This window comes from Streptomyces sp. NPDC111802, assembly GCF_055634335.1.
The window spans coordinates 22,345-49,125 of record NZ_JBVKCZ010000008.1; the positions used below are offsets into that span (position 1 = coordinate 22,345).

24 protein-coding genes and 1 pseudogene are annotated in these 26,781 nt (G+C 70.9%); 15 read left to right on the top strand and 10 right to left on the bottom strand.

Annotation, left to right across the window (positions count from 1 at the left end):
- Positions 1-68: 68 nt before the first annotated feature.
- Positions 69-1,385, top strand: a pseudogene (locus tag ACZ7NC_RS10530) (beta-ketoacyl-[acyl-carrier-protein] synthase family protein); the annotation flags it as partial.
- On the opposite strand, the gene ku reads toward ACZ7NC_RS10530, so the two are convergent.
- Entirely contained in the window at positions 1,365-2,435 is a 1,071-nt protein-coding gene (gene ku / locus ACZ7NC_RS10535) for a non-homologous end joining protein Ku (protein WP_471486759.1), read from the bottom strand. The pseudogene ACZ7NC_RS10530 and the gene ku sit on opposite strands and share 21 nt — an antisense overlap.
- Before the next feature lie 71 nt (positions 2,436-2,506).
- Between ku and ligD the strand changes: the two genes are divergently transcribed.
- Complete coding sequence (gene ligD, locus ACZ7NC_RS10540) at positions 2,507-3,388, top strand: non-homologous end-joining DNA ligase (RefSeq protein WP_471486761.1); 882 nt, start codon at positions 2,507-2,509, stop codon at positions 3,386-3,388.
- Between the two features lie 61 nt (positions 3,389-3,449).
- Here ligD and ACZ7NC_RS10545 read toward each other — a convergent pair whose 3' ends face one another.
- Complete coding sequence (locus ACZ7NC_RS10545; protein WP_471486763.1) at positions 3,450-4,256, bottom strand: nuclease-related domain-containing protein; 807 nt, start codon at positions 4,254-4,256, stop codon at positions 3,450-3,452.
- Positions 4,257-4,367: 111 nt separating this feature from the next.
- On the opposite strand from ACZ7NC_RS10545, the gene ACZ7NC_RS10550 reads away from it, so the two are divergent.
- From ACZ7NC_RS10550 to ACZ7NC_RS10580, 7 genes are all read left to right on the top strand, one after another.
- Positions 4,368-4,874 (top strand): protein-tyrosine phosphatase family protein, encoded by a 507-nt coding sequence (locus ACZ7NC_RS10550; protein ID WP_471486765.1) that lies wholly within the window; start codon positions 4,368-4,370, stop codon positions 4,872-4,874.
- 98 nt (positions 4,875-4,972) lie between these two features.
- On the top strand, positions 4,973-5,734 hold the full coding sequence (locus ACZ7NC_RS10555; protein WP_471486767.1) for a hypothetical protein: 762 nt from the start codon (positions 4,973-4,975) through the stop codon (positions 5,732-5,734).
- Positions 5,731-6,966 carry an ATP-binding protein gene (locus tag ACZ7NC_RS10560; protein WP_471486769.1) on the top strand — a complete coding sequence of 412 codons (1,236 nt, stop codon included), beginning with the start codon at positions 5,731-5,733 and terminating at the stop codon, positions 6,964-6,966. The genes ACZ7NC_RS10555 and ACZ7NC_RS10560 overlap by 4 nt, the downstream gene beginning before the upstream one ends.
- Positions 6,967-7,114: 148 nt before the next feature.
- On the top strand, positions 7,115-7,534 hold the full coding sequence (locus tag ACZ7NC_RS10565) for an SH3 domain-containing protein (RefSeq protein WP_471486771.1): 420 nt from the start codon (positions 7,115-7,117) through the stop codon (positions 7,532-7,534).
- Positions 7,535-7,577: 43 nt separating this feature from the next.
- Entirely contained in the window at positions 7,578-8,996 is a 1,419-nt protein-coding gene (locus tag ACZ7NC_RS10570; protein ID WP_471486773.1) for an FtsW/RodA/SpoVE family cell cycle protein, read from the top strand.
- Positions 8,993-10,468: a penicillin-binding transpeptidase domain-containing protein gene (locus ACZ7NC_RS10575; RefSeq protein ID WP_471486775.1), complete on the top strand. Its 1,476-nt coding sequence runs from the start codon at positions 8,993-8,995 to the stop codon at positions 10,466-10,468. The genes ACZ7NC_RS10570 and ACZ7NC_RS10575 overlap by 4 nt, the downstream gene beginning before the upstream one ends.
- A gap of 71 nt (positions 10,469-10,539) precedes the next feature.
- Positions 10,540-11,058 carry a DUF3291 domain-containing protein gene (locus ACZ7NC_RS10580; protein WP_471486777.1) on the top strand — a complete coding sequence of 173 codons (519 nt, stop codon included), beginning with the start codon at positions 10,540-10,542 and terminating at the stop codon, positions 11,056-11,058.
- A gap of 5 nt (positions 11,059-11,063) precedes the next feature.
- Here ACZ7NC_RS10580 and ACZ7NC_RS10585 read toward each other — a convergent pair whose 3' ends face one another.
- Positions 11,064-12,221, bottom strand: coding sequence for a ferritin-like domain-containing protein (locus ACZ7NC_RS10585; protein ID WP_471486779.1), 1,158 nt, complete (start codon positions 12,219-12,221; stop codon positions 11,064-11,066).
- A gap of 126 nt (positions 12,222-12,347) precedes the next feature.
- Between ACZ7NC_RS10585 and ACZ7NC_RS10590 the strand changes: the two genes are divergently transcribed.
- The 4 genes from ACZ7NC_RS10590 to ACZ7NC_RS10605 all read left to right on the top strand — a co-directional run bounded on the left by ACZ7NC_RS10590 (position 12,348) and on the right by ACZ7NC_RS10605 (position 15,769).
- A complete protein-coding gene (locus ACZ7NC_RS10590; protein WP_471486781.1) occupies positions 12,348-13,286 on the top strand; it encodes an AurF N-oxygenase family protein in 939 nt (312 codons plus the stop codon).
- Between the two features lie 255 nt (positions 13,287-13,541).
- On the top strand, positions 13,542-14,204 hold the full coding sequence (locus ACZ7NC_RS10595; protein WP_471486783.1) for a TetR/AcrR family transcriptional regulator: 663 nt from the start codon (positions 13,542-13,544) through the stop codon (positions 14,202-14,204).
- A gap of 14 nt (positions 14,205-14,218) precedes the next feature.
- Positions 14,219-14,521, top strand: coding sequence for a hypothetical protein (locus tag ACZ7NC_RS10600; protein WP_471486785.1), 303 nt, complete (start codon positions 14,219-14,221; stop codon positions 14,519-14,521).
- Between the two features lie 102 nt (positions 14,522-14,623).
- Positions 14,624-15,769 (top strand): C40 family peptidase, encoded by a 1,146-nt coding sequence (locus ACZ7NC_RS10605; RefSeq protein ID WP_471486787.1) that lies wholly within the window; start codon positions 14,624-14,626, stop codon positions 15,767-15,769.
- Here ACZ7NC_RS10605 and ACZ7NC_RS10610 read toward each other — a convergent pair.
- From ACZ7NC_RS10610 to ACZ7NC_RS10630, 5 genes are read right to left on the bottom strand one after another with little or no spacing between them, the layout of a single operon-like run.
- The gene (locus ACZ7NC_RS10610) at positions 15,678-16,931 is read right to left on the bottom strand and encodes a styrene monooxygenase/indole monooxygenase family protein (protein WP_471486789.1); all 1,254 of its coding nucleotides are present in this window, start codon (positions 16,929-16,931) and stop codon (positions 15,678-15,680) included. The two genes, ACZ7NC_RS10605 and ACZ7NC_RS10610, sit on opposite strands and share 92 nt — an antisense overlap.
- A 37-nt stretch (positions 16,932-16,968) precedes the next feature.
- Positions 16,969-17,613, bottom strand: coding sequence for a GTP-binding protein (locus ACZ7NC_RS10615; RefSeq protein ID WP_471486791.1), 645 nt, complete (start codon positions 17,611-17,613; stop codon positions 16,969-16,971).
- A complete protein-coding gene (locus tag ACZ7NC_RS10620) occupies positions 17,594-18,013 on the bottom strand; it encodes a DUF742 domain-containing protein (protein WP_471486793.1) in 420 nt (139 codons plus the stop codon). The genes ACZ7NC_RS10615 and ACZ7NC_RS10620 overlap by 20 nt, the downstream gene beginning before the upstream one ends.
- Entirely contained in the window at positions 18,010-18,513 is a 504-nt protein-coding gene (locus ACZ7NC_RS10625; protein ID WP_471486795.1) for a roadblock/LC7 domain-containing protein, read from the bottom strand. The genes ACZ7NC_RS10620 and ACZ7NC_RS10625 overlap by 4 nt, the downstream gene beginning before the upstream one ends.
- On the bottom strand, positions 18,510-21,272 hold the full coding sequence (locus tag ACZ7NC_RS10630; protein ID WP_471486797.1) for a sensor histidine kinase: 2,763 nt from the start codon (positions 21,270-21,272) through the stop codon (positions 18,510-18,512). The genes ACZ7NC_RS10625 and ACZ7NC_RS10630 overlap by 4 nt, the downstream gene beginning before the upstream one ends.
- A 408-nt stretch (positions 21,273-21,680) precedes the next feature.
- Here ACZ7NC_RS10630 and ACZ7NC_RS10635 point away from each other — a divergent pair, with 408 nt between their 5' ends.
- Positions 21,681-22,469, top strand: a complete 789-nt coding sequence (locus ACZ7NC_RS10635; RefSeq protein ID WP_471486799.1) for a protein phosphatase 2C domain-containing protein — start codon at positions 21,681-21,683, stop codon at positions 22,467-22,469.
- 73 nt (positions 22,470-22,542) lie between these two features.
- Here ACZ7NC_RS10635 and ACZ7NC_RS10640 read toward each other — a convergent pair whose 3' ends face one another.
- Positions 22,543-23,055, bottom strand: a complete 513-nt coding sequence (locus tag ACZ7NC_RS10640; RefSeq protein ID WP_471486801.1) for a MarR family winged helix-turn-helix transcriptional regulator — start codon at positions 23,053-23,055, stop codon at positions 22,543-22,545.
- Positions 23,056-23,305: 250 nt separating this feature from the next.
- Here ACZ7NC_RS10640 and ACZ7NC_RS10645 point away from each other — a divergent pair, with 250 nt between their 5' ends.
- Positions 23,306-24,133, top strand: a complete 828-nt coding sequence (locus ACZ7NC_RS10645) for a lysozyme (RefSeq protein ID WP_471486803.1) — start codon at positions 23,306-23,308, stop codon at positions 24,131-24,133.
- Between the two features lie 70 nt (positions 24,134-24,203).
- Here the strand turns inward: ACZ7NC_RS10645 and lon are convergent, their stop codons facing one another.
- Complete coding sequence (lon, locus tag ACZ7NC_RS10650) at positions 24,204-26,618, bottom strand: endopeptidase La (RefSeq protein WP_471486805.1); 2,415 nt, start codon at positions 26,616-26,618, stop codon at positions 24,204-24,206.
- Positions 26,619-26,781: the final 163 nt, after the last annotated feature.

Genomic DNA, 26,781 nt, shown 5'->3' on the forward strand with positions numbered 1-26,781 from the left:
TGTGCAGGACATGAGGAATCTGGGCATGTTTCCCTTTCAACGACTTTAGGGGGCATGCCGAGATGAGCGAGGCCGCCGCGTCCGTGCCCCGCAGGGTCGTCGTCACCGGGTTGGGGGCGGTCACACCGCTTGGTGTCGGGGTCGGGGAGTTGTGGCAGGGGCTGCTCGACGGGCGGCACGGCATACGGGAGTTGGCCGGGGAGGAGTTCGACGGGTTACCCGTGCGGATCGCCGGGGTCGTACCCGTGGACCCCGCCCGCCTCCTGCCCAGGCCGGCGGCGCGGCGGATGAACCGGGCCGCGCAGTTCGGGGTGCTGGCGGCCCGGGAGGCGTGGGCCGACGCCGGGTTCATGGCGGGCGGCACGCTGGAGAGCGGGGTCGATCCGGCACGGGTCGGGGTGAGTCTGGGGGCGATACTCGGTGACGCGTCCGTGCTGGTGGACGGGGACCGCAGGCTGCGGGAGAGGGGACCGCGAGCCGTCTCGCCGCTGACCACTCCCATGACGGTGCCCTCGCAGGCCGCCTCCCAGGTCTCGCTCGACCTGCACATCACCGGCGAGGCCCGGACCGTGACCAGCGCGTGCGCGTCGGGGACCGAGGCCATCGGGCAGGCCATCGACCGCATACGGTACGGGCGCGTCGACATGGCCCTCGCGGGCGGCGCCGAGGCGGTCGTCACGCCGGCGATCATGGCGTCCTTCGCGGCGATGCGGGCGCTGGCCGAGGGGAACTCCTCCCTCGACGTGTCGCCCTCCCGCCCCTTCGCCAAGGACCGCAGCGGGTTCGTCAACGGCGAGGGTGCCGGGATCCTGGTCCTGGAGGCCGAGGAACACGCACTGGCCCGGGGCGCGCGGATCTACTGCGAGGCAGCCGGCTGGGGCCTCTCGGCCGACGCCCACCACATGGCCGCCCCCGACCCGACCGGCGACGGCATCGCCCTTGCGCTACGGCGGGCCCTGCGCGACGCCGGGGCCGGCGTGCCGGACATCGTCCACGTCAACGCCCACGCCACGGCGACCGCCGAGGGCGACCTCGCGGAGGCCGGCGCCCTGCGGGCGGTACTCGGGGAACGGACGGTGCCGGTCACCGCGCTCAAGGGGCATCTGGGGCACCTCCAGGGCGCCGCCGGTGGCGTGGAGGCCGTGGCCGCCGCGCTGACGCTGCACCACGGGCTGATACCGCCGACCGTCGGCAGCCGCGAGGACGACGACGCGATCGACCTGGATGTGGTGCGGGGGATGGCGCGGGCGTTACCGGAGGACGGGGATCTGGTGCTGAGCAATTCGTTCGGGTTCGGGGGGCACAACGCGGTGTTGGCGTTGCGGCGGGTTCGGACGGGCGCCCCGCCCGGCCCCACCGGCCGGCTACGCGGTGCGCTTGCGTGAGGTGGCCTTCTTCGCCGTCGCCTTCTCCGTCGTCTTGGCCGTCGTCTTCTTCGCCGCACTCTTCGCCGTGCTCTTCGCGGTGCTCTTCGCCGCCGTCTTCTTCGCGCCCTGGGCTGACTTCGACGTCGACTTCCTGGCCGAGGCCGTCGCCTTCTTCGCCGCTGTCTTCTTCGTCGCGGCCGTCGACTTCTTGCCCGCCGTCTGTTTCGGGGCCGCTCGGGCCGACTTGCGCTGGGGCAGACGGTGGACCTCGGCCTCGTCCTTCGGCTGCTCGCCGCGCGACTCCTTGGCCGCCCGCACACTGTTCTCCAGGGCCGCCATCAGGTCGAGGACCTTGCCGGGCCGGGCGGGTTCGGGTGCCTCGGGCGGGGCCTCGCCGGCGGCCTTCGCGGCGACGACCTCCTCCAGGGCCTCGCGGTACTCGTCGTGCAGTTCGTCGAGTTCGATCTCGCCGAGGGTGTCCATCAGGGCGTCCGCGAGGTCCAGTTCCTTGTCGTTCACGGTGACGTTCGTGTCCGGCGCGACCCCCTCGGGCGCCCGGACCTCGTCCGGCCACAGCAGCCCGTGCATGGCGATGGCCTCGTCGACCACCCGCAGCATGCCGAGCCGCTCACGGCCCCGCAGCGCGAACTTCGCGATCGCCACCTTCTGGCTGCGCTTCAGCGCCTCCCGCAGCAAGGTGTACGGCTTGGCCGCGGGCGCCCCGCCCGCCGCGAGGTAGTACGCGCTGTCCATCTGGAGCGGGTCGATCCGGTCGGCCGGCACGAAGGCCACGATGTCGATCGTCTTCGCGCTCGGGAGCGGAAGGTTGGCCAGGTCCTCGTCCGTGATCGGGATGATCGTGCCGTCCGCGTCCTCGTACCCCTTGCCGATCTCCGCCTGGGTGACCTCACGTTCCTCCAGCTCGCAGACCTTGCGATAGCGGATACGGCCGCCGTCCTCGATGTGGATCTGCCGGAAGGAGATCGAGCGGTTCTCCGTGGCGTTCACCAGCTTGATCGGGATGCTGACCAGGCCGAACGAGATGGCGCCGTTCCATATGGATCGCACGTGCAGCACCCTTTCGATCGGTTTGCCGAGGTTTGCCGGACATCCACCTTAATCTCTGGAATTCTCATCGTATGACGCCGATCACAGAGGTGGAGGGGCGACGGCTCGCGCTCAGCAATCTGGAGAAGGTGCTGTATCCGGCGACCGGCTTCACCAAGGGTGAGCTGCTGCACTACTACGCCACCACCGCCGATGCCCTGCTGCCCCATCTGCGGGACCGGCCGGTGTCCTTCCTGCGCTATCCCGACGGGCCGGACGGTCAGGTGTTCTTCACCAAGAACGTGCCGCCGGGCACCCCCGACTGGGTCACCACCGCCGAGGTGCCCCGCGTGGAGGGACCGGCCCGGATGGTGTTCGTGCAGGACCTCGCGAGCCTGATGTGGGCCGCCAATCTCGTCACCGAGTTCCATACGCCCCAGTGGGTGATCGGCGCGCCCGGCGAGGCCGACCGGCTGGTCTTCGACCTCGACCCCGGCCCGCCCGCGACCGTGGTCGAGTGCTGCGAGGTCGCCCTCTGGCTGCGGGAGCGGCTGGCCGCCGACGGCATCGAGGCGTACGCGAAGACCTCCGGCTCCAAGGGCCTCCATCTCGCCGCGGCGATCCGGCCGGCCTCCTCCGAACGGGCCACCGAGTACGCGAAGGAACTCGCCGTGGAGGCCGAGAAGGCCCTGCCCCGGCTGGTGATCCACCGGATGACCAAGAGCCTCAGGCCGGGAAAGGTCTTCGTCGACTGGAGCCAGAACGCCGCCCGCAAGACGACGGCCACCCCCTACACCCTGCGCGCCCGCCCCGAGCCGACGGTGTCCGCCCCGGTCACCTGGGAGGAGGTGGAGGACTGCCGCTCCCCCGCCGCTCTGACCCTCCTCGCCCCCGACCTGGGGCCACGACTGCAGGACTACGGCGACCTGCTGGCTCCGCTCCTGGACCCGGACGCGGCGGGCGAGCTGCCCTGACCGTCACCCTTGAGCGCAGGCCCGCGCGATCCCGACGGCCATGACAGCCGACCCGCACCACTCAGCCGGCGTCACCCCAAACCCTCCGGTCCCGAGCCATCGCGTGCAGCGCCTCCACATCCGCCGGCTTCAGCACCCCGCCCGTCCGGGCCAGCCCCGCCACCTCCGTGTCCCGCAGGATCCGTACCTCACGCACCGACGCGGTGATCGTCACGTCGGCCGGGGCGACCAGGGCGAGAACCGGGCGGACCTCGGCGGTCAGGGCGTGGGAGGCGCGGTCGGCGGCGGCACGGACCCGGCGCAGCAGGGGGGAGGAGTCCCGGCGCCCCACCGAGACCGTGGGGTCGGCGACGGTCACCTTCTGCTTACGGGCGTACAGGGAGTACAGCGCGAACAGCCCGCCCGGCCCGATCACCAGATGGTGGATGCGGTCGCCGCCGGGAAGCGGCACGGAGTGCAGCGTGTGCCAGCCCGCGCCGTCCAGCCGGTCCAGCGCCTCCCCGACCGTCTGCTCCGCTGTCAGCGCGCGGCGGCGCGGGTCGGGCCGCAGCCGGTGCGAGGGTCCCGGATCCCGGTCCAGGTCGATCAGAAGCGCCTCGCCGGGACGGTTGGGCGCCAGGTCGTCGTCCGGATGCAGGGTCAGCCGCGCCAGCTCGGCCGGGGTGGGGACCGGGGGCGGGCCCACCGTCACCGTGCCGGTGATGAAGGGGCCGAGCGCCTCCAGCACGTCCTCCCTGCGGTCGTCGCTGAGCAGATTGACCCGGCCCGCCTCACGGTCGTACCAGGCGAGGTTCCGCCCGTCGGTGAGGCAGACGTAGAGCCGTTCCTGGCCGTGCCGCCAGACCGGTATGACGCGCAGTCCGTTCATGCACCATCACCCCATGACCATGGGAACAGGCGGGGTGCTGCGGGGGCAAGAACCCGGTTACCTTTGAGAGGAGTTGGGCAGACCGCCCTAGGGGTGGCTGGGGAGGCGCCGTTGCGTACCCGCAGGAAGCAACCCGACGTACCTGCTCCGGACAGCCCGTGGAGCGAGATCGTGCCCGGCCTGTGGATGGGCGGGCACGAGTTCCGGGGCCGCTCGGGGCAACTGGAGTTCGCCGTCGTACGGGACGAGTTCGATCTCGTCCAGACGCTGCTGCGGCTGCCCGGACACGGACCCGATTCCGGCGTCGAGCACCATGTGTGGCCGATCCCCGACGGGCCGCTGGACGGCACCCAGCTCGCGGGGGTGATACGGCTGGCGGAGGCGGCGTGCGAGGCGCTGGACGAGGGCCGCAGGGTCCTCGTCCGCTGTTATCACGGGTACAACCGCTCGGGCCTCGTCGTCGCCCACGCCCTGGTCCGCCGGAGCCACTCCGCCGAGCAGGCGATCCGGCTGATACGCTCCCGCCGCTCGCCGTGGGCCCTGCACAACGAGCTGTTCATCGACTATCTCCGGGCCGGCCTGTCCACCGCGCGGCTGCTGGAGGAGCTCACCGAGTAGGCCGTCGCCCGTCCGCCCACCAGGTGCGCAAAAAGGACTTCCGTACGAATAGGGTGTACGGGCCGACCATCACCCCGAGCCCCAGGAGAACCGGAACCGTGCCCCGCAGCCGCCTCGCGCGCACCGCCGCGCTCAGTGCCCTTGCCGCACTGCTGCTGTCGGCCGCGACGGCCTGCGGGGACGCCGGGGGACTCCAGGGCGCGGGCCCGACCGAGACCGCGGTCAGCCCGGACAAGCTCTGGCCGAAGCTGACGCCGGCATCCCGGCCCGCCTATGAGATCGGCGAGGTGAACCGGAAGGCCGTGAAGGGCGTCGCGGTGCCCGGGGGCGACATCCGCGATGTGAACCCGGTGGTGGTGGTACGGCAGGAGATGGCCCTGAGCCGGGGGGACTACGAGGGCAAGGACGCGCAGTACCGCGAGACCGGCCGTCTGATGGCCCACTGCTCCGCCGGCGCCGGACACGGGAAGTGCCCGGTGCTGCTGCCGTACTACCGGGACCTGACCGGCGACGGGCGCCCCGAGCTCACGCTCGGCTTCCGGCTGATGCCCGGCATGACGACCGCGGTGCGGGTCTACACCGTCGAGAAGGACCGGCTCATGCAGGTGATGAGCTGGGACGACGCCATCAGCGGCGTCGAGCTGGCGGGGCGGTCGGTGATCATACGCTCGCCGTCCGAGGTCGCCGGGTACGAGTACCGGCTGCAGTGGACGTGGGACGCCGACGAGAAGGCGATGCTGCTCACGCACGACGAGATGCTGCGCACCGGGGCGCGCAAGAAGACACCGCACACCTCCCCCTCGCCCTCTCCTTCCACTTCCACTTCCACCTCGCCTTCGGCTTCGGCGAGCACGCCATGAGGCTCGCGCTCCCCCAGTGGGCCGGCACGCTCGCCGTGAAGGCCGCCGTCTTCATCACGGTGATGTGCTGCGCGCTCGCCGCGCTGCTCGGCGTCCTCGTGCACGTCTCGGTCACCAACCAGACCGTCGGCCAGGCCCGCGACCTCGCGCTGTCCCGGCTGGAGGACGCGACGGCGGCGTTCGAGGCCGGGGACCCCATAGGACCGGGCATCAGCCTGGATCCGCCGGAACTGCCCGAGTCGCTGCGGGAGCTCGCGGTGGCCGGGGAACGCGGCACGATGGTCGCCGACCACCACGGCCGGCCCACGATGTGGGCGGCGGGCCCGGCCGACGGCGAACAGGCGCTCGCGGTCGAGGTGGACTACTCGCAGCAGGCCCGCACCATCGACGGGCTCGACCGGGCCATCCTGTGGTCGTCGGGTCTCGCGATCGGGGTGACGGTACTGGTGGGCGCCTTCGCGGTGACCCGGGTGACGCGGCGGCTGCACGCCACGGCCCGGGTGGCCCGGCGGATCAGCGGCGGCGACCTGGACGCGCGGGTGGACGATCCCCGTACGAAGGACTCCACCCGGCCGCCCGACGAGGTGGCCGCGGTCGCCGCGGCACTCGACTCGATGGCGTCGTCGCTGCAGAGCAAGCTGCTCGCCGAGCAGCGCTTCACGGCGGACGTGGCGCACGAACTGCGCACTCCGCTCACCGGGCTGCACGCGGCGGCCGAGCTGCTGCCGCAGGGGCGGCCGACGGAACTGGTGCAGGACCGGGTGGCCGCGTTGCGCACCCTGACCGAGGATCTGCTGGAGATCTCGCGGCTGGACAGCGGGCGCGAGCGTTCGGAGCCGGACAGCGAGCCGCTCGGGGCGTTGGCCGAGCGGGTGGTGCGGGCGTCCGGGACCGAGACCGAGGTCGTGGTGCTGCGGGACGTCGTCGTGGAGACGGACCGGCGGCGGCTGGAGCGGGTGCTGGGGAACCTGGTGGCCAACGCGCACAAGCACGGGCGCGGGCCGGTGTCCTTGACCGTGGACGGGCCGGTGGTCACCGTGCGGGACCACGGTGACGGCTATCCGGAGTACCTCGTCGCCCATGGCCCGCAGCGCTTTCGCACCGAGGGCGGGGCGAAGGGACACGGGCTGGGGCTGACCATCGCGTTGGGGCAGGCCGAGGTGCTGGGGGCGCGGTTGACGTTCTCGAACGCCGCGGACGGCGGAGCCGTGGCGAAACTGACCCTTCGATAGGGACACACCCCAGGCACCACCCCACGCACCACCCCACGCACCACCCCTTCGGCGCGTTTCACCTATGGCCCATCAGGACGCGCGACCCACCTCCAGCGCTCTTAATGTGGCGGTTAGTCAGGTTCTTTCCCTGTCCTGGAGGTGCCTCATGGCTCCGCGCTCCCGCTTCGCGATATCCATAGCCGCCGGCCTTCTCGCCGCCGCGGCTGCCGCCACACCCGCCGTCGCCGACGACGAGTGGGAGTCCCAGAACGGCTCGGTCCAGTCCCAGGGGGACGGAACCGGGACCCAGGGCGGGGACGAGGGCGGGGGCAGCGACAGCGGCAACGACCAGCACTTCACCCGCGGCCAAGTCACCGCGAGCACCCTGCTCCTGCGCAGCGCGCCCAACCGCGGCAGCCAGGTGATCCGGGTCGTCCACCAGGGGGACATCGTCAGGATCTTCTGCAAGACCCTGGGGCAGAGCGTCCAGGGCAACCGCATCTGGTACCTCCTCGCGGACGGCACCTGGGCCTGGGGCTCGGGCCGTTACATCGACACCCTCGGACGGACGCCGCGCTGGTGCTGAGCCGTTAGGTACACAAGACTGACTATTTGGGTAGGTTCCGGACATGACCAAGGCCGGAACCACCGTGGTGGCAGCGGACACCCCCGCTCCCGCCGTACCGCTCCCCCGGCGCCGTGGCATCGAACTGGCCCTCATCGTCGTGGCCGTCCTGCTCTCCGTGTACGGCTACTGCGCGGTCGGCCTCGCCAGGAACGGCACCGTCCCGCCCGGCGCCGCCGGATACGGCGCCGGGCTCGGAGTCCTCGCGTTGGTCGCCCATCTGGCGGTGCGGCTGCGCGCCCCCTGCGCCGACCCCCTGCTGCTGCCGATCGGCGTGCTGCTCAACGGCCTCGGCCTGGTCCTGATCTACCGGCTCGACCTGGAGACACCGGGCGACCGGGCGGCACCCACCCAACTCGTGTGGTCCACGCTGGGGGTGGCCCTGTTCATCGTGGTCGTCCTGATGCTGCGCGACCACCGCGTGCTCCAGCGCTACTCCTACGTCTGTGTCGTCGCCGCCCTCGCCCTGCTCACCCTGCCGATCTTCTTCCCGTCCGTGAACGGCGCCCGCATCTGGATCCGGATCGCCGGATTCTCCATCCAGCCCGGCGAGTTCGCGAAGGTGCTGCTCGCGGTGTTCTTCGCGGCCTATCTGGCCGCCAACCGCAGCGCGCTGGCGTACACCGGCCGGCGGGTCTTCGGCAGCGAGCGGCTGCAGTTGCCCACCGGGCGCGTCCTCGGCCCGATCGTGGCGATCTGGCTGCTGAGCGTCGGCGTACTCGTCCTCGAACGCGACCTCGGCACCTCGCTCCTCTTCTTCGGCCTGTTCGTGGTCCTGCTCTACGTCGCCACCGGCCGCACCGGGTGGATCGCCGTCGGCCTGCTGCTCGCGGCGCTGGGCGCGGTGGCCGTCGGGGAGCTGGAGCCGCATGTGCACGGCAGGGTCGAGGACTGGCAGCATCCGTTCGCCTCCATCGAGGCGGGCGAGGGCCCGAACCAGCTGTCCCAGTCACTGTTCGCCTTCGCGGCGGGCGGCACGGTCGGCACCGGGCTGGGCCTCGGCCACTCGATCCTGATCGGCTTCGCGGCCAAGTCGGACTTCATCCTGGCGACGGCCGGGGAGGAGCTGGGCCTGGCGGGCCTGTCCGCGGTGTTCCTGCTCTACGGCCTGCTGGTGGAGCGCGGCTACCGGGCCGGCCTCGCGCTGCGCGACCCCTTCGGCCGGCTGCTCGCGGTCGGGCTCGCGTCGATCGTGGCGCTCCAGGTGTTCGTGATCGCGGGCGGAGTGACGGGACTGATCCCGCTGACCGGCATGGCGATGCCGTTCCTGGCGCAGGGCGGCTCATCGGTGGTCACCAACTGGGCGATCGTGGCCCTGCTGATCCGGCTGAGCGACAAGGCCCGCAGCCGGCTCGGCGTCCCCAAGAGCGAGGAGGCGGCCGTGGACAGGGCCCACGACGACCGCGCGGAGGCGGCCCGATGACCCGGCACATCAGACACGCCGCCTTCTTCTGCGCCCTGCTGCTGATCGCGCTGCTCGTCAACGCCACCCGCATCCAGGTCTTCGAGGCCCCGGCCTACGACGACAACATCGCCAACCGCCGCACCACGATCGCCCGTTACGGTCAGCCGCGCGGCGACATCCTGGTCGACGGCGAACCGGTCACCGGATCCCATGACACCGGCGAGCACCTCCGCTACGAACGGACGTACACCAACGGCCCGATGTACGCCCCCGTCACCGGCTTCGCCTCGCAGGAGTACGGCACGACGCTCCTGGAGCACTCCGAGGACGGCGTCCTGGCGGGCACCGACCCGCTGCTGTCGCCCTTCGCGCTGATGAACGGCGTCGCCCGCGACCGCTACCCCGGCGGCGACGTCGTCACCACGCTGCGCAAGGCCGCGCAGGAGGCCGCGTACGAGGGGCTGGAGGGCCGCAAGGGCGCGGTGGCGGCGATCGAACCGTCGACGGGACGGATCCTGGCACTGGTCTCCGCCCCCTCGTACGACCCGTCCGCCCTGTCCGGGAACGGTGCCTCGGTGACCCGGTCCTGGTCGTCGCTGAACCGGGACGCGGACAAGCCGATGCTCAACCGGGCGGTGCGCAAGACGTATCCACCGGGGTCGACCTTCAAGGTGGTGACGGCGGCCGCGGCGCTGGACGCGGGCGTGGTCGAGGACCTGGACGAGCCGACCGACTCCCCGGACCCTTACACCCTGCCGGGCACCAGGACCTCGCTGACGAACGAGTCCGAGGGCTGTGAGGACGTTCCGCTGCGGAAGGCGCTCGAGTGGTCGTGCAACACGGTGTTCGCGCGGCTGGGGGTCAGGGTCGGGGTGGATCGGATGGCGTCGACGGCGGGCGCCTTCGGCTTCAACGACGCCAACCTGAGGATCCCGTTCCCGGTCGCCGAGTCCACCTTCGACACGAAGGTCGACAAGGCGCAGCTCGCCCTGTCGTCGATCGGGCAGTACAACACGCGCGCCACCCCGCTTCAGATGGCGATGGTCGCGGCGGCCGTGGCGAACGGCGGCCAGGTGCGCTCGCCCTATCTGGTGGAGCGCACGACCCGCGCGAGCGGCGCCACGGTCTCGACAGGCGGTTCGCGCCCCGTCCGGCAGGCGATGCGGCCGTCGACCGCGAGGCTCATGAAGGAAATGATGGTGGACGTGGTGCGGGAGGGCACCGGCACCAACGCCTGGATCCCGGGTGCGACGGTCGGCGGCAAGACCGGCACGGCCCAGCACGGCCTCGGCAACTCCGGCACGCCGTACGCCTGGTTCGTCTCGTGGGCGAAGGGCGACCGTGACCTGGAGCCCAAGGTCGCGGTCGCGGTGGTGGTGGAGGACGCGGACGCGGACCGGGGTGAGATCAGCGGGGGCGGCGACGCGGCGCCGATCGCGCGGGCGGTGATGGAGGCGGTGCTGAAGTCACCGGCGCCCGGGGACAGTTGACGCGGGCGACCATGCCCACCCACTGAGACACCCGCTGCGCCCGGCGACCCGACCGACCTATCGTTCGGTCCATGACGACAGCAGCCGCATCGGAAGCCGCCTTCGAACTCGCCCAGGTCAACATCGCCCGCCTCAAGGCCCCGCTGGACTCGCCCCAGTTGAAGGACTTCGTCGACAATCTCGACCCCGTGAACGCCGACGCCGAGGCCGCCGACGGCTTCGTCTGGCGGCTGAAGGACGACTCCGGCGACGCGACGGACGTGAGCGTCTTCGGCGACGACTGGCTGATCATCAACCTGACGATGTGGCGCGACACGAACGCGCTGACGGCGTACATGTACCAGGGCCGCCATCGCGAGATGCTGGCCCGCCGGCGCGAGTGGTTCGAACGGGTGCAGGAGGCGATGACGGCCCTGTGGTGGGTCCCCGCCGGCCACCGCCCCACCGTCGCGGAAGCCGAGTCCCGCCTCCTCCACCTCCGCACGAACGGACCCACCCCGTACGCCTTCACCCTGCGCACGTCGTACCCGCCACAGGGGGCGGAGCCGGTGCTGGGGGAGGTTCCGGAGGGACTGGGCTGCTCGGTGTAGGGGGATCAGGCCAGCGGTTCCCGGGGCTCCGGGGTGGGCTCGGGGCCCCGCCGTCCGTCGAGGTGTTGACCCGCCTCGATCGCTCCCTCCACCTCCGCCACCCGCTCCCGCTCCTCCACCGCGAACCGCTCCGCATCCAGCTTCTCCGCGATCTCCTCGTCCTGAGCCATCAGCAGGTCCAGGTTGGAGTCGCCCATTTCAAAGACACCCATGTCGACATAGGCCTGCTGAAGCCGCTTCCCCCACAGCCCGATGTCCTTCACACAAGGGACGATGCGCGAGAAGAGCAACCGGCGGAACAGCTGCAGGAATTCGGACCGCTCGCTGAGCTGCTCCGCCTCGGCCTTCGGAATTCCGAAGTTCTCCAGGACCTCGACACCGCGCAGCCGGTCCCGCATCAGATAGCAGCCCTCGATGACGAATTCCTCGCGCTCTCGGAGCTCGGTATCGGTCAGCTGCTTGTAGTAGTCCCGCAGCGCCATCCGCCCGAAAGCCACGTGCCGCGCCTCGTCCTGCATCACATAGGCCAGGATCTGCTGGGGCAGCGGCTTGGTGGTGGTGTCCCGGATCATGCCGAAGGCAGCCAGGGCGAGCCCCTCGATCAGCACCTGCATTCCGAGATACGGCATGTCCCAGCGGCTGTCGCGCAGCGTGTCGCCCAGCAGTGACTGAAGGTTGTCGTTGATCGGATAGACCATCCCGATCTTCTCGTGCAGAAAACGCCCGTAGATCTCGGCGTGCCGCGCCTCGTCCATCGTCTGCGTCGCCGAATAGAACTTCGCGTCCATGTCCGGCACCGACTCCACGATGCGGGCCGCACAGATCATCGCGCCCTGCTCGCCGTGCAGAAACTGACTGAACTGCCAGGACGCGTAGTGCTGCCGCAGCTCGCCCTTCTCCCGCTCGCTCATCTTCGCCCAGTACGGCGTCCCGTAGAGCGCCATCGCCTCCTCCGGCGTACCGAGCGCGTCATACGGATCGACCTCCAGGTCCCAGTCGATCCGCCGCTGCCCGTCCCACTGCTTGTCCTTGCCCTTCTGGTACAGGGCCAGAAGCCGTTCGCGCCCGTCGTCGTACTCCCAGCTGAAGCGTGCCGCGCCGGCCGCCGGCACCTGCCAGAGAGGTTCTCCCGGATCGTTGGTGTACAGGTCGTATGTCGGCATGCCACGCAGGCTCACACGGGGTAGACGCGGGGTCAACAAGTACTGCGCAAGGGATTGACGACCTTGCTGACAGGCAGTCTCATAAGACGCGGATGACGTACCCCCGGTAACAGAGGTGACCGACCGATGACGACCCTGACGGAAGCCGACGCGCTGGACGGGCTGCGCGACGCACTCGGCCTGCTCAAGGACCGCGAACAGGTGGCCGAACGCCTCCTGGCCTCCTCCGCCAAGCACTCCTTCGACCCCGACAAGGAGCTGGACTGGGACGCCCCCTTCGAGGAGGGCAAGTGGTTCTGGCCCCCGGAGCTGGTCTCGCTCTACGACACCCCCCTCTGGCACCGCATGAGCGAGGAACAGCGCATCCTCCTCTCCCAGCACGAGTCGGCCGCACTGGCCTCCCTCGGCATCTGGTTCGAGCTGATCCTCATGCAACTCCTGGTCCGCCACATCTACGACAAGGCGGCCACCAGCGCCCATGTCCGCTACGCCCTCACCGAGATCGAGGACGAGTGCCGCCACTCCAAGATGTTCGCCCGCCTGATCTCCCACGGCGGCACCCCCTGGTACCCCGTCGGCCGCGCACACCACACCCTCGGCCGCCTCTTCAAGACCATCTCCACCACCCCCGGCTCCTTCACGGCCACGCTCCTCGGTGAAGAGGTCCTCGACTGGATGCAGCGACTGACCTTCCCCGACGAGCGCGTCCAGCCCCTCATCCGCGGCGTCACCCGCATCCACGTGGTCGAGGAGGCCCGCCACGTCCGCTACGCCCGCGAGGAACTCCGCCGCCAGATGGTGACGGCCCCGAAGTGGTCCCAGGAGTTCACCCGCGTCACCTCCGGCGAGTTCGCCCGCGTCTTCTCCGTCGCCTTCGTCAACCCCGACGTCTACACGAACGTAGGCCTGGACAGGCGAGAGGCCATGGCCCAGGTCAAGGCCAGCGCACACCGCCGCGAGGTCATGCAGACAGGCGCCAAACGCCTCACAGACTTCCTGGACGACATAGGCGTGCTGCGCGGAGTGGGCCGACGCCTGTGGAGGTCGTCCGGCCTACTTGCATAGGAAAGGCGCGAACCCCCGCGTCGCGGCACCCGCGTACGGCGGCAAGGGGCCGTGCCGGGGGTGTCCGCCCGCAGCGGCGGGCGTCAACGCAGGACACCTTCCAAGCCACCGCAACCGCCCGACCGAGGACGGACACCCCCCCGGCACGGCCCCGCCCCCCACCGCACCGCAGGCGCCACGCGCACCCCCACCGGACAGGCCCAGGCCGCCGCAGGCACCCCGACCCAACCGCCGGATGGCACTACGCTGCTGGTCATGACGCCCTCGGCCCCCACCCCCGCCTACCGCCGCCTGAGCGTCGAGGAGCGCCGCACCCAGCTCCTCAACGCCGCCCTCACCCTCTTCGCCCACCGCACCCCCGAGGACGTCTCCCTGGACGACGTGGCAGAAGCCGCGGGCGTCTCACGCCCCCTCGTCTACCGCTACTTCCCCGGCGGCAAGCAACAGCTCTACGAGGCCGCCCTCCGCTCCGCCGCGGAAGAACTCGAGCACTGCTTCGACGAACCCCACGACGGCCCCCTCCTCCAGCGCCTGGCCCGCGCCCTCGACCGCTACCTCGCCTTCGTCGACGAGCACGACACCGGCTTCAGCGCGCTGCTCCAGGGCGGCAGCGTCGTGGAGACCTCCCGCACCACCGCCATAGTGGACGGCGTACGCCGAGCCGCGGCCCTGCACATCCTCAGCCACCTGGAGGTCCCCCACCCCGGCCTCCGCCTCCGTATGACCGTACGGATGTGGATCACCGCGGTCGAGGCGGCCTCCCTCATCTGGCTGGACGAGGGCAAGCAGCCCCCCTTGCCGGAACTACGGGACTGGCTGGTCGAACAGTTCGGAGCCGCGCTCGCCGTCACGGCGGCCCGAGATGCCCAGACGGCCGAGCTGGCCGAGCGACTGGCCACCGACCCACAGCCGGGATGACCGACACTGTTGCCGTGAAGAGCGAAGACACCCCGTTCGAGGGCGGCCCCATGGACGGCCGCGTACTCCCCGTCCTGCTGGGCATCACCGGCCACCCGCCCAAGACGTACCGCATCCCGGTCCCCGACCCGCACGGCGGCCCGCCCACGGTCATCGTCTACCGCCGCGTACCACGCAAACAGGGCGCCCGCCCGGCCCTCACCCAACGCTGGAAGTACGAGTACGCCCCCGAGGGCGAGCAGAGCCGCCGCCGGAACTGGCCCTGGTCCAAGCCGGACGCCACGCCGCCCGGCAAGCCACACGACTCGGACGAGTGACCGCACTGCGCCGAACCGCGCACACCCACCGCGCGAACCCGGCGCCGCCGTCCGATGCTCACGGTGCGGAGCAGAGAGCCTCTCCGCACCGGAGGTGATGACGTGTCAGGACGGCTTCTGCGTCTGGCGTGTACGGCGGCGGCGACGGCCGCGGCCACCACCGCCACGCTCCTCGCGCCGGCCGCCCCCGCGACGGCGGCCCCCACGCCCCCCGAACCGCAAGCGCGCTCCACCACCGATCTCCTGACGGACCTTCAGCGCCTGTACCGGGAAACCGAGCGGGCCACGGAGACCTACAACGCCACCGAGGAAGAGCTCGACAAGCAGCGCACCGAGGTGAGCCGCCTGGACGCCGCCCTGTCCCGCGTCCGCCTCTCCCTGTACGACAGCCGGGGCGCCGCCGGCCGCCTGGCCCGCCAGCAGTACCAGAACACCACCGACATCTCCCCCTACGTCAGCCTGCTCCTGGCCCAGGACCCCCAGCACGCCCTCGACCAGGGCCATGTCATCGCCCGGCTGGCCCGCGAGCGCGCCGAGACGGTCGGCCGGCTGACCGGTACGGAACACAAGGCCGCCGAGCTGGCCCGCAAGGCCCGCAAGGCGCTCGACGCGCAACTCGCCCTCGCCGAGCGCCAGAAGAAGAACCGGGACGCCGTACACAAGCGCCTGAAGAAGGTGGAGGAACTCCTGGCCTCCCTCACCGCCGAACAGCTCACCGCGCTGGACACCCTGGAGAAGAAGGACACCGCGAAGGCCCAGCGGGCCTTCCTCGCGTCGGGCACCCTCGCCAAGGACGACCACAAGCCGTCCCGCGAGAGCGCCCGGGCGATCCGCTACGCCAAGCGGCAGCTCGGCAAGCCGTACAAGTGGGGCGCGGAGGGCCCCAAGTCCTACGACTGCTCAGGACTGACCTCCGAGGCCTGGGCCCACGCGGGAACCCGCATCCCGCGCACGAGCCAGGAGCAGTGGGCGCGGCTCGACCGTATCCCGCTGACGAAACTGCGCCCCGGCGACCTGGTCATCTACTTCCCGGACGCCACCCATGTGGCCATGTACCTGGGCAAGGGCAAGGTGGTCCAGGCCCCGCGCCCCGGCGGGAAGGTCAAGATCTCCCCGATCGCGTCGAACCCGGTACTGGGAGCCGTACGCCCCAGGATCAAGCCCCGGAAACCTCAGCGAGATACGCACCGGTCTTCTCCGGCTCGTAAAAGAAGTTCTCGAAGTCAGCCGGATCATCGAAGCCGTTAGCGAACCGATCGGCGACCGGCTGCAACTGCCCTGCCGCGCCGATGAGGTTGAGGATGTGCTCCGGCGGCGGCGCCAGCATGGCGTTCGTCCACTTGGTGACGTGCTGCGCGGTGGCCCAGTACCGGTCGAAGGTGGCGCGCATCCAGGCCTCGTCGAACTCCTTGTCCCCGTGTTCGAGGATCGAGGCGAGATAGGCGGCGGCGCACTTGGACGCGGAGTTGGAGCCCTGTCCGGTGATGGGGTCGTTCGCCACGACGACGTCCGCCACGCCCAGCACGAGCCCGCCGCCGGGAAGCCGCCCGACGGGGTTGCGCACCGTCGGCGCGTACCGCCCGCTCAGCACCCCGCCCGCGTCCGTGAGCTCGGCCTTGGTCGCCCGCGCGTGCTCCCAGGGCGTGTACCGCTCCATGAGTTCCAGGGTCAGGGAGAGGTGCTCCGCCGGGTCCTTCACTCCCTGGAAGGCGTCGAGCGGGCCGCCGGGTATGCCCTCCCAGAACAGGATGTCCGCGCGTCCGGAGGTCGTCAGGGTGGGCATGACGAACAGCTCACCGACACCGGGGACGAGGTTGCAGCGGACGGCCTCGGTGTCCGGGTGCTCCGGACGCGGGCCCAGGCCGTGGACGTACGACACGGCGAGCGCCCGCTGCGGCTCGCTGTACGGGGAGCGCTCCGGGTCCCGGCCGAACATCTGGACCAGCTCGCCCTTGCCCGCCGACACCAGGACCAGGTCGTACGTACGGGAGAAGTAGTCGAGGTCACCGACCGCCGCGCCGTGTATGACCAGTTGTCCGCCGCGCTGGGCGAACGTCTCCATCCAGCCGGCCATCTTCACCCGCTGGTCGACGGACTGCGCGAACCCGTCGAGGTGCCCCAGCCAGTCGATCGCGCGCGCCGCGGGGCCCTCGGCCCAGGAGCCGGGGGCCGCCACCGAGACGCCGAGCCCCTCGATCTTCGGGGCCTGGGACTCCCAGAAGTTCAGCTGGAGATCGCGCTCGTGCTGGAGCGAGGTGTGGAACATGCACTGCGTGGACATGACCCGGCCGGAGCGGATCTCGTCCGCCGTCCGGTTGGACATCAGGGTGACCTCGTACCCGTTCGACTGGAGTCCGAGGGCGAGCTGGAGTCCGGACTGGCCGGCTCCGACGACGAGTATCTTCCGCATCCGGGGCTGTTCTCCTACTCGGGATCCACTCGGGGATCTACTCGGGGGTTTCGTCGAGCGCGTGACCGACGAGGCTCAGGAGGGTCTCGATCACCGAGATCCGGCGGCGCGCATCCATGATCATTACAGGTATGTGCGCCGGGATCGTCAACGCCTCACGCACGTCCTGCGGCTCGAACAGCTCGCTGCCGTCGAAGTGGTTGACCGCGACGACGTACGGCAGCCCGCAGCTCTCGAAGTAGTCCAGCGCCGGGAAGCAGTCCTTCAGCCGCCGGGTGTCGGCCAGCACCACCGCCCCGATCGCGCCGCGCACCAGGTCGTCCCACATGAACCAGAACCGCTGCTGGCCCGGCGTGCCGAACAGGTAGAGCACCAGGTCGTCGTCGAGGGTGATGCGGCCGAAGTCCATGGCCACGGTGGTGGTGAGCTTGCCGGGCGTGGCGGTGAGGTCGTCGGTGTCCTCGCTCGCCTCGGTCATCAGCGCCTCGGTCTGCAGGGGCGTGATCTCCGAGACGGCGGTGACCAGCGTGGTCTTGCCCACGCCGAAACCGCCCGCCACGACTATCTTCGTGGCGACGGGGGCCCGGGTGCGGTCCGTCTGCCAGGACCGCGGGTGCTCCTCTTCATCGGGGAGCGGGGTGACGCCGAAGGAGGTGGCGGCGTCAGAGACGACGGAGTCCACTCAGCACCCTTTCCAGCAGAGCGCGGTCCGGCCGGCCTGTGCCGTGGCCGGTTCCGGTGCCGTACACACGGATCTTTCCCTGGTCCGCGAGATCGCTGAGGAGCACGCGGACCACGCCGAGCGGCATCTTCAGCAGCGCGGCGATCTCGGCCACCGTACGCATACGGCGGCAGAGTTCGACGATGGCCCGCATCTCCGGCATGACACGGCTGGAGAGGGAACCGTTAGTCAGTTCCTTGCGCTTCTGAGGCGCCTCCAGGGCCGCGACGAAGGTCTCGACGAGGAGGACGTGGCCGAAGCGGGTACGGCCGCCGGTGAGCGAGTAGGGGCGTACGCGGGCGGGTTTGCGGTCGCCGCCGCGTACGGGGAGATGGGGCCTGCTCTTCGGGGCGTTGCTCATCGGGTACTCCCTGCCGACGCGGCCTCGACGGATTTCCGTAGCTCGCTGCGGAGTTCGGGGGTGAGGACGTGGCCGGCGCGGCCGACGAAGAGCGCCATGTGATAGGCCACCACGCTCATGTCGCAGTCCGCGGAGCCGTGCACGCCGAGCAGCGAGCCGTCGCTGATGGACATGACGAACAGGCTGCCCTCCTCCATCGCGACCATGGTGTGCTTCACCCCGCCGAACTGCATCAGCTTGGCGGCCCCGATGGTGAGGCTGCCGATGCCGGAGACGATGGTGGCGAGGTCGGCGGAGGAACCGCGGGGGCCGGTGGGCCGGTCGTTCCTCGCTTCCCGGGCCGCTTCGTTTCGGGCGTGGTCCGAGGAGAGGAGGAGCAGGCCGTCGGAGGAGACGACGGCGACGGACTGGATGCCCGGCACCTCCTCGACCAGATTCGTCAACAACCAGTGCAGGTTGCGGGCTTCACTGCTCAGTCCGAAGGTACTGGGCGCGGTCAACTGCTTGCCTCCTCGACTGTGCCCCCCGTGGCTGCTTCGGATTCCGTGGTTCCTGCGGTCGGTGCCTTGTTCTGACCGGTCTGTTCGGCGATCTCCGCCTCGACGTCGCGATAGCCGGCCTCCGCGCCGCGACGGAAGCCGCCGAGCCGTTTACGGAGGGCCTCGGCGTCGACGCCGCCGGTCCGCGGCCGCGGGACCTCCACGGGAGTGGTGATCTTGGGGGTGCGCTTGGGCAGGCCCTTGTCGGTGACAAGGTCCTCCCCCTCGTCCCCCTCGTCCCCCTCGTCCCGGGTCCGCTCATGGGTGTCCGGTCCGATGGCGTAGGGGTCGGCGACCGGGACCTCCGGCTCCTCGGCGGGCGCCGGGATCAGGAGTTCCATCGTGGTCTCGGCAGGCGTCGCCTCGGGCTCCGTACGACCCGCCTCGACGGCTTCCGATGACGTACGGTCCTCCGCCGCGTCCCCCGCCGCGTCCGCGTCAGCCGTCTCCCGTACGGCCTGCTCCGCCAGCTCGACCAGCGGGTCGCCGTTCTTGGCGCGGCCGCGCAGGACGTTGGAGTTGGCCTCGGCGTCGGCGCCGGGCAGGGAGAAGGCGTGGGCGGCGCTGTGGTGCCGGGTGTCCGAGGGCACCGCGGCGGCGGGGGCCGGCGCCAGCAGGGCCCTCGGCAGCACGGCGACCGCCGCGATGCCGCCCTGCTTCTGCTCGCGCAGCTGGACGCGGACGCCGTGGCGGTGGGCGAGGCGGGCGACGACGTACAGGCCGAGGCCCAGGCCGTCGTCGCCCTCCTGGTCGTAGGACGCCTCGGGGTCGAAGTCGGCGAGGCGACCGTTGAGGCGGGTCAGGCGATCGCTCGTCATGCCGATGCCCTCGTCCTGCACGGAGAGCATGACCTCGCCGTTCTCCAGCAGCCAGCCGGAGATCTCGACGGGCAGGTCGGGCGGGGAGAACGCGGTGGCGTTCTCCATCAGCTCGGCCAGGACGTGGGAGAGGTCGTCGGCGGCGAACCCGGCCACATGGGCGTGCGGCGGGAGCGCGGCGATCCGGACCCGCTCGTACCGCTCGATCTCGCTGACCGCCGCGCGGACCACGTCGACCAGCGGCACCGGTCCGGCGTGCTGCTGGACGTGTTCGGTGCCGGCCAGGACGAGGAGGTTCTCGCTGTGCCGGCGCATGACCGTGGCGAAGTGGTCGAGCTTGAAGAGCGTGGCGAGGCGCTCGGGGTCCTGCTCGCGCTCCTCCAGTCCCTCGATGACGGCGAGTTGGCGCTCGACCAGGCCGAGGGTGCGCAGTGCCAGGTTGACGAAGGTGCTGCCGATGCTGTCGCGCAGCCGCTCCAGCTGGTCGGCGGACGCCGCGAGTTCGGCACGCAGTCCCTCGCGGGCGTCGGCCATCTTCTGCCGCTGCCCGACCAGGTGCTTGCGGTCGGACTCCAGGGTGGTGACGCGCTCGTGGAGGGCGACGGCGTGCGTGTGCAGGGCGTTGACGGAGTTCACGACCTGCGCGAACTCGTCCTTGCGCCCGGTGAACTTGACGGGTTCCTCCGCCGCCGGGTCCTCGGCCTGCGCGAGCCGCGCGGAACCGAGCCGCAGAACGGCGAGGGGCCGGGTGAGGCTGCGGGCCATGCCGGTGGCGACGCCGACGGCGAGCAGCACCAGCGCGCCGAGGATCGCGATGCGGATCTCCAGCGCGGTGACGTCGTCGTCGCGCAGCTGCTCCAGGGCCTTGGTGCGGCGGTCGTAGAGGGCGGACTCCGCGCCGCGCATCAGGTCGACGCGGGCGGAGAGGGCGGCCTCGGCCCGCTCGGTGTTGGTGGCCAGGTCCCGGTCGGAGAGCGTGGCCTGGTCGGTGAGCGACGCCAGATACCGCTCGGCCGTGTCGGCCTCGGGGCCGGTGACCGTGGAGTCGTACGAGGTGCGCGCGCTCTTCTGCGCGGTGTCGCGGAAGTCGGCGAGAGACGCGTCGGAGCGCAGCCGGGCTTGCTGGGCGGCGGCGCTGAGCTCGGCACGCTGCTTGGCGTCGGCGCCCGAGGAGGTCTCCTGGGTGCTCGGGAGGCCGGTGACCGGGTCGATGACGGTCTCGGTGGTGGTCGGCACGCTGAGCGCGGCGAGCAGCAGCCCGCGCACTGCGGCGGCCTGCTGTACGGCGGAGTCCAGTTCGGCGAGGGCGTAGGCGCCGGAGCCCGCGCGGGGCGGCATCTGGTCGGCCAGCCGCTCGGCGAGGCGGTGCAGTTCGGTGATGGCCGCGGAGTACGCCTGGTGGGCCTGGAGCGCGGTGCTCTGGCCGGTGAGCGCGGAGCGGCGCAGGGCCGCGATGCCGTCGAGGTCGTGGCGCAGCGAGGCGGGGGCGTCGGTGTCGGCGCGCAGCTCCTCGACCTGCCGGTCGACCCGGGTGCTGCGCTGCTCGCTGGGCGCCTTGGACTTGGGCCGCCCGGCGGCGATGTACGACGTCACCTCGTCCCGCTCGTCGGCGAGGGAGTGGGCGAGCGTGAGCGCGTCCTCCGTCTGTCCGGCGAGGGTCACCAGTTCCTGGGAGTCGTTCAGTTGCCCGGAGGCGGCGACGATCGAGGGGACGCCGGCGGCGGCGATGGCGGCGGCCACCACGGCCACGGCGACGATCAGCCGGTTCCGTACGTGTGTCGGGCGCCCCTTGCCGGCGGGTGTGACGTCGGTGGTGGTGCCGGGAGTGGGTTGCGTGCCCCCTGCGGAGGCCGTCTGCTTGCCTGAGCGACGAGGCCGCATCTTCTGCACCGGTGCTCGCATTCCTGACTCGTGATACCCATGGGTCCGGATGACGCTTCGTCAACTACCGCCGACCGTACGTACACCCCTCCCCCAAGCTCGCGGGACTTCGTTCGAGCAAGGGGTGCCCTAACCGGTCCCCGACCCTCCCAGTGCCGGTGGGCGACGGCCGCGCATCACCTGACCCGCCACCCGAAGGAGTGAACCCCGGAGGGGAGTTGGCGGGCAAGTTCCTGCGGCGCGTGCACACACCTTGTACGGCAGGCCGGTTGGACGTCTGCGGCGGGCGATGGCAGTATTCGCCGCCACGCCCCCTCGGAGCGAACCATTCCACCCCAAATCAGGCGCCTGACCTGCGCCGCTGCACCCATTCGACGACCAATGCGACCCCTTGGCAGACATTGTGAAGGGCTCGTGCAGACTGGCCGAATGCGAACAGAGCTTGTTTCGGAGTCCGGCGATCCGGCCCGCCCCAACGAGGACTTCGCAAGTGTCGGCCTTCCCGCCTCGGGACAGGGCGGCGCACTGGTCGTCCTGGACGGGGTCACCCCGCCAAGGGGTGAGACGGGCTGTCTGCATTCCGTCCCCTGGTTCACCGCACGACTCGGCGGAGCCCTGACCGAACTGACCGTTTCACTCCCTGATGTTCCCCTCACCGACGCGTTGGCCCGCGCCATCGCACGTACCGCCGAGGCACACGCGCAAACCTGTGACCTTTCTCACCCGCGCACCCCACAGGCAACAGTGGTTCTGGCGCGCTGGTCGTCGCGGGCGGTGGAGTACCTGATCCTCTCGGACTCGGCCCTGCTCCTGGAGTCACCGGACGGCAGGATCACGCCATACCTGGACGACCGTCTCGCACGTCTCCCCAGGGCCTCCCTGGCCACGGACGCCATGATCGACACCCACATCCGCAACAAGGAGGGCGGCTTCTTCACGGCCGCCGCGGATCCGTCGGTGGCGGAGAGGGCGGTGACGGGAGTGCTGCCGCGAGGGGATGTCCGGGCCCTTGCAGCGCTGACGGACGGGGCGACCCGGTGGGTGGAGAAGTTCCGTGAGGGGGACTGGACGGACTGCTTCACCTTCGTACGGAAGGAGGGGGCGCGGGCGCTGGTGGAGCGGGTGCGGGCGCTGGAGACGGCGGACGCGCGGGAGCGGACGTATCTGGGGCGGAGCAAGACCCACGACGACGCGACGGTCGTGTACGCGGAGCTGTGAGCGGAACGCCGGCTTCCCCGTCCCCCGGTTCGACTACTTCCCCTTCCCCCGCTCCCCCGCTCCCCCGCTTCGGTTACTTCTCCATTCCCCGGTTCAGCTGATTGAGCAATCGGGCCAGCTCCGCCACTTCCTGCCGGTCCCAGTGCGACAGCTGTTCGACATAGCGCGCCCGCCGGGCCTCCCGCACCTTGGCGACCCGGCCGCGTCCCTCCTCGGTGAGGTGGACCAGCCAGGCCCGTCCGTCGGCGGGGTCCGGCTCGCGGGCGACCAGGCCCAGGTCCTCCAGGGCGTGCAGCTGGCGGGACATGGTGGCCTTGCCGACGCCGATGTAGGCGGCGAGCTCGGTGGCCCGCTGGCGGCCGGCGTCATCCAGACGGACCAGCAGGCCGTACGCCGCGGACTCCAGGTCCGGATGGACCTCGCGGGCCATCTCGCCCTGCTTGGCCCGGGCGCGTCGGAACAGGACCGTCAACTCGCGTTCCAGATCCAGGAATTCGGGCCGGCCCAGGCCACGACCGGTCACTCCATCGGAGGCGGCACCCCCAGGTTCGACTCGGCGCCCGTCGCCGTTTCCCTCTTCGTGCACGTCAGCCCCTGCCTCGTTCTTCCCGGTCGTGAAAGTTTCCGCCAACCGCCGTCATCGCCGCTGCTCCGCCAGTATTTCGCAGGCTTGGACCAACGGCAGCCTCCGGACCCCCTTCCACCTGCTGTTCTGGCCGTCTAGCTTCAATGCCGTCGCCTCTTTTGGCATGCCCGCGCCACAGTCGACGGCATCGGCCCATCACGGACACGCACCACTCCCCCACCGAGCGTCACCGAGTTTTCGGAGGCACGCTATGCCCGTGCACAGATCCGAACTGCTCCGCCCCCGGCGCCCGCACCTCGCCGGGCTGCTGCTCACCGCCGCCCTGCTCCTTCTCCTCCCCCACCCCTCACCCGCGTCCGCCGACGACACCCCGCCCCGCGGCTCGGCCCACATGGGCATGGGCGTCCTGACCCACGACGGCGAGGACGGCCTCCCCGCCTCTGACCTGGCCGCTGAGACCGAAGGCGTCGACGTCTCCAGCCATCAGGGCGACGTCGCCTGGTCGACCCTGTGGGACAGCGGCGTGAAGTGGGCCTATGTGAAAGCCACCGAGGGGACGTACTACACCAACCCCTACTTCGCCCAGCAGTACAACGGCTCCTACGACATCGGCATGATCCGCGGCGCCTACCACTTCGCGACCCCGGACACCACCAATGGCGCAACCCAGGCGGACTATTTCGTCGACCACGGCGGGGGCTGGTCCGGCGACGGCAAGACCCTGCCCGGCGCCCTCGACATCGAATGGAACCCCTACGGCGACGCCTGCTACGGCAAGACCCCGACCGCGATGGTCACCTGGATCGGCGACTTCGTGAAGCGGTACAAGGCCCGCACCGGCCGCGACCCGGTCATCTACACGGCCACCAGCTGGTGGAAGCAGTGCACCGGCAACTACAGCGGCTTCGCCACCACCAACCCGCTGTGGGTCGCCCGGTACGCGACGGCGGTCGGGGAACTGCCGGCCGGCTGGAGCTACTACACGATGTGGCAGTACACGTCCTCCGGACCGACCGTCGGTGACCACAACAAATTCAACGGAACCCTCGACAGGGTCGTGGCGCTCGCCAAGGGGTAGTAGCGGGTAGTACGGCGAAGGCCCGGGCCTCCCTCACGGGACCCGGGCCTTGCCTTTCCGGTCACGTCCGTCACGCCGCGACCGGAACCTCCGGCGCCGCGCCGTTGGTGGCCGGCGACAGGGCCAGTTCCAGGACCTGGCGGACGTCGGTGACGGCGTGGACGTCGAGCTTGTCCAGCACCTCCGCCGGGACGTCGTCCAGGTCGGGCTCGTTGCGCTTGGGGATGACCACGGTCGTGACGCCCGCGCGGTGGGCCGCCAGCAGCTTCTGCTTCACGCCGCCGATCGGGAGCACCCGGCCGGTCAGCGAGACCTCGCCGGTCATCGCCACGTCGGTGCGGACCAGCCGCCCGGAGAGCAGCGAGGCGAGAGCCGTCGTCATCGTGACGCCCGCGCTCGGGCCGTCCTTCGGCACCGCGCCCGCCGGGAAGTGGATGTGCACCCCACGGTCCTTCAGATCGGCGACCGGCAGCTCCAGTTCGGCGCCGTGCGAGCGGAGGAAGGACAGGGCGATCTGCGCGCTCTCCTTCATCACATCACCCAGCTGCCCCGTCAGGGTCAGGCCCGCCGCGCCCGTCTCGGGGTCGGCCAGCGACGCCTCCACGAACAGGACGTCACCGCCCGCGCCCGTCACCGCCAGGCCCGTCGCCACGCCCGGCACGGCCGTACGGCGCTCCGCCGGGTCCTGGGCGGACTCGGGAACGTGGTGCGGCCGGCCGATCAGGGAGCGCAGATCGCCGTCCTCGATGGTGAACGGCAGCTTCCGCCGGCCCAGTTCGTGCTCGGCCGCCACCTTGCGCAGCAGCCGGGCGACGGACCGCTCGAGGTTACGGACACCCGCCTCGCGTGTGTACTCGCCGGCGAGCTTGCGCAGGGCGCCCTCGCCGATGGTGACCTCGTCCTTGTTCAGACCGGCCCGCTCCAGCTGGCGCGGGAGCAGGTGGTCACGCGCGATGACGATCTTCTCGTCCTCGGTGTAGCCGTCGAGACGGACCAGCTCCATACGGTCGAGCAGCGCCTCGGGGATGGCCTCCAGGACGTTCGCCGTCGCCAGGAAGACGACGTCGGACAGGTCCAGTTCCACCTCCAGGTAGTGATCCCGGAAGGTGTGGTTCTGCGCCGGGTCCAGGACCTCCAGCAGAGCCGCCGCCGGGTCACCCCGGTAGTCGGACCCCACCTTGTCGATCTCGTCGAGCAGGACCACCGGGTTCATCGACCCGGCCTCCTTGATGGCGCGGACGATCCGGCCGGGCAGCGCGCCGACGTACGTACGCCGGTGGCCGCGGATCTCGGCCTCGTCGCGGACACCGCCGAGGGCGACCCGGACGAACTTGCGCCCCATCGCGTGCGCGACGGACTCGCCGAGCGAGGTCTTGCCGACGCCGGGCGGGCCGACCAGGGCCAGCACGGCACCGCCCCGCCGCCCACCGACGACACCCAGACCCCTGTCCGTACGGCGCTTGCGCACCGCCAGGTACTCGGTGATCCGCTCCTTCACGTCCTCCAGGCCCGCGTGCTCGGCGTCCAGCACGTCCTTCGCGCCCTGGATGTCGTACGCGTCCTCGGTCCGCTCGTTCCACGGCAGTTCGAGAACGGTGTCGAGCCAGGTGCGGATCCACGACCCCTCGGGCGACTGGTCGCTGGACCGCTCCAGCTTGTCGACCTCCTTGAGGGCGGCCTCGCGGACCTTCTCGGGCAGGTCGGCGGCCTCGACGCGGGCGCGGTAGTCGTCGGACTCCTCGCCGTCCTTCTCGCCGTTCAGCTCGCGCAGTTCCTTGCGTACGGCTTCGAGCTGGCGGCGCAGCAGGAACTCGCGCTGCTGCTTGTCGACGCCTTCCTGGACGTCCTTGGCGATGGTCTCGGCGACGTCCTGTTCGGCGAGGTGGTCGCGCAGTTGCTGGGTGGCGAGCTTGAGGCGGGTGACCGGGTCGGCGGTCTCCAGCAGCTCCACCTTCTGCTCGGTGGTCAGGAAGGGCGAGTACCCGGAGTTGTCGGCGAGCTGGGAGACATCGTCGATGGCCTGGACGCGGTCCACGACCTGCCAGGCGCCGCGCTTGCGCAGCCAGGCGGTGGCGAGGGCCTTGTACTCCTTCACCAGTTCCGCGACCTGTCCGGGCAGCGGCTCGGGCACGCTCTCGTCGATCCGCGCCCCCTCGACCCACAGGGCGGCACCCGGCCCGGTCGTCCCGGCGCCGATCCGCACCCGTCCGCGACCGCGGATCAGGGCGCCCGGGTCACCGTCGGCCAGCCGGCCGACCTGCTCGACGGTGCCGAGCACACCGGTGCCCGGGTACGTCCCGTCGATGCGTGGCACCAGCAGCACCCTGGGCTTTCCCGGTGTGGAGCGGGCGGCGGCCTGGGCGGCCTCCACCGCGGCGCGTACATCGGCGTCGTTCAAGTCCAGCGGGACCACCATCCCGGGCAGCACGACGTCGTCGTCGAGCGGCAGCACGGGCAGGGTGAGCGAAGTGGACGTCGAAGCCATGATCTCCCCTTAGGCAGTCAAGTTGAGTTATGCCGACTCAATGCACGGGGCGCCTCGAATGTTCCCGGCCCTCCGTTCGCTGTGAGCGATCACCCGCCGTACATGCCGTGACCTCGGCTTTCGTCAACAACAGCCGCAGGGGCCCGACCCTTCCCGCACCGTC